Annotated in this window: 3 protein-coding genes; all 3 read left to right on the plus strand. The window is 29.2% G+C overall.

Translation table 11 applies throughout. The annotated features are described in order from the left end of the window. Positions 1-251 precede the first annotated feature (251 nt). The 3 genes from ACVC2P_RS17705 (at position 252) to ACVC2P_RS17715 (ending at position 2,405) form a co-directional block, all read left to right on the plus strand. A complete protein-coding gene (locus tag ACVC2P_RS17705; protein WP_452599778.1) occupies positions 252-1,325 on the plus strand; it encodes a ligand-binding sensor domain-containing protein in 1,074 nt (357 codons plus the stop codon). A 239-nt stretch (positions 1,326-1,564) separates the two neighbouring features. Further along, positions 1,565-2,005 (plus strand): hypothetical protein, encoded by a 441-nt coding sequence (locus ACVC2P_RS17710; RefSeq protein ID WP_452599779.1) that lies wholly within the window; start codon positions 1,565-1,567, stop codon positions 2,003-2,005. A gap of 16 nt (positions 2,006-2,021) precedes the next feature. Beyond that, positions 2,022-2,405 (plus strand): hypothetical protein, encoded by a 384-nt coding sequence (locus tag ACVC2P_RS17715; RefSeq protein ID WP_452599780.1) that lies wholly within the window; start codon positions 2,022-2,024, stop codon positions 2,403-2,405. The last annotated feature ends 232 nt before the right edge of the window (positions 2,406-2,637 follow it).

A 2,637-nucleotide genomic window follows, 5' to 3' on the forward strand; every position in this document is an offset into this window, starting at 1 on the left:
CCCCAACAAAGAACTTTAATTATTTTCTAAATAAAATATCTCTAAAGCTATCATCGTAAAGTATTCGGCTTTCTATCATAAAAAAGGCTTTCATACACACTACTCGTATTACAGGCTTATTATCCTTTCTTCAATTACAATGCTCTAAATTGAGTTCTTCAATTCAAAGAATTCACACTTCTTTGACATAATTTTACATTTCATAATAACAAAAGAGCATCTTTCGTCTTAAGTTTGAGAAAAAAACGAATATGAAAAAATCCTATTTATTTTTAAGAGTCTATTTATTAATTTTCGTTATCTCTTTTATAACTTCATGTAGAGGACAATCTCACTCAAATAACGACAATGATAATATCTTTAATAAGCTACCTAAAAACATAAGTTCGCAAATTGGCGAATATATTGTAGAAATATTTCAAGACTCTAAGGGTAACATTTGGTTTGGAACTTTAGAAAAAGGAGTTGCAAGATTTGATGGAAACAATCTGAAATATTTAACAACAAAAGATGGTTTACCTAGTAATCGAATAACGAGCGTTATTGAAGATAATTTAGGAAACTTATGGTTTGGAACTGGTGCGGGATTATCTAAATTTAATGGAGACCATTTTACAAATTATTCAGAAAAAGATGGGCTTTGCAGCAATATGATAAGCAATTTATTTATTGATAGTAAAGGATCTTTTTGGATTGGGACATGGAATGGAGTTTGTAAGTTTAACGGCACTCGATTTAAAAAATTTCCTATTTCTTACCCCAAAATAGAAACTAAAGTCAACCCAGACACAAAAGATTGGATAACTGCTATTACAGAAGATAAAAAAGGAAATATGTGGTTTGGAAGAGATGGTTACGGAGCCAGTAAATTTAACGGACACACATTTATACATTTAACAACAAAAGAAGGGCTAAGTTCTAATAATGTTCAATCAATTGTGGAAGACAAAATAGGACATATTTGGATTGGAACAAGAGTAGCAGAAAAAGATAACTCTGATACAAAAAAACGATTTGGTAACGGCGGATTAAACATATATAACGGCCACAAATTCATTAGTTTCCCAAAAATGAAAGGATTGAACCAAAATGATGTTTTTATGATTTACAAAGACAACTCAAACAATTTATGGATTAGTACAACAAGTAATGGTGTTTACAATTATATAGATAATAAATTTGTAAATTATAAAGTACCAACTGCAACAATGGTTTTTTTAAAAGATACAAAAGGAACCATTTGGTTAGGATGTACAGGCGGTTTATACAAAATTGACAAGAATGGAAAAGCAAAAAATGTGACTACAAATGGGCCTTGGGATTAAAATAACGAAGGCTGGCAGAGAAATGAGGTGATAGACAAATAGAACTAATTTACAGTTTATCAAAAAAGTGTTTTGCTTGCTCTAATACATATTCAGAAAATTTTCTCGATTTTCTTTTGGTTCATTTTCTTTTATTAACTTAGTTTTTGTTCATGCAAATAATTATATAAAAAGCACATTGCACTTAAGTTAAGCTTAACTTTAAGGATATAACATTCTTGAATTTTAAAATTGTTAAAATGAGAAAAATAATTTTCATAGTTTTTTTAATTCCTATATTCTGTCAAGCACAAATCGTCGACTCATTATCCATATTGAAAAAAAATGATTGGCGTACTTTACAATGGTTTGATAAAGATACTGTTTGTCTACTTCCAAGAGAAAAGATTAAAGCGGACTTAACAGATATTGATATTTCAAAGACTTTAAGACTAAAAAGGCAAGAGTTATATGGAGAAAGAATTAGCTTTAATGAAAATGGTGAATTAAAATACACCAACTACATGTCCTGTCCTGTAGGAGAATCTCTAAAAAAAGTTTATTCAATAGAATTAAAAAACGACAAACTGATAGTAGATTATGAATCTAAAAAATGGCCTTGGAAAAAGCATGAAGGAATTCGAAAAAAAAGACAATTTGAAATTATTAAATGGGATCCAGAAATAATTATTTTAAATTAAAGACTACTAAAAAACAATGAAACCCGAATTAAAATACATCGAATTAAAAAGTGGATTTGGAAATAATGGGCCTGCATGGATTGGAATGGTAGAGTTCTCAAAATCTGGCAGAACTATATATAGTAATGGAAAAGCTCTTAGAAACTCAAATGCACAAGGAATTGCGGGGAATTACTACGATATAGAAAACGGAGACGAATATTGGGTTTCTGGGATAAAGAAAAACGGAACTGACCGACATTGGGCTGGTGGAGGGAAAATAATGATTGATAGAAAGGTAGTTGATCTTTATTTAAGCCTTGTTGATTTTAATATTTTGGATAAAAAACGATTTGAGCTAGTAGATATTTTACCAACTGATAAGCAAAAATTTGCAGAATTGGAAAATAAAAAATTATGACAAGATAGTCATTTATAAGTTTAATAGATGAGAATTATTCTTTTGAGAATATGGAGACATTAACCAATTTAGAAAATGAAATAATGTAGAGAGCGCGCAAACAACAAAGTTAAAAATATATTATAACCACTTCAATGCAACATATATTAACGAGCGTTAAATTCATACAAAGAAAAAAGACACTCTTATTACTCTTAATACAGCTTACATTTTATAATTTCTATTTCATAAC

This window comes from Pontimicrobium sp. MEBiC01747, from assembly GCF_053601635.1.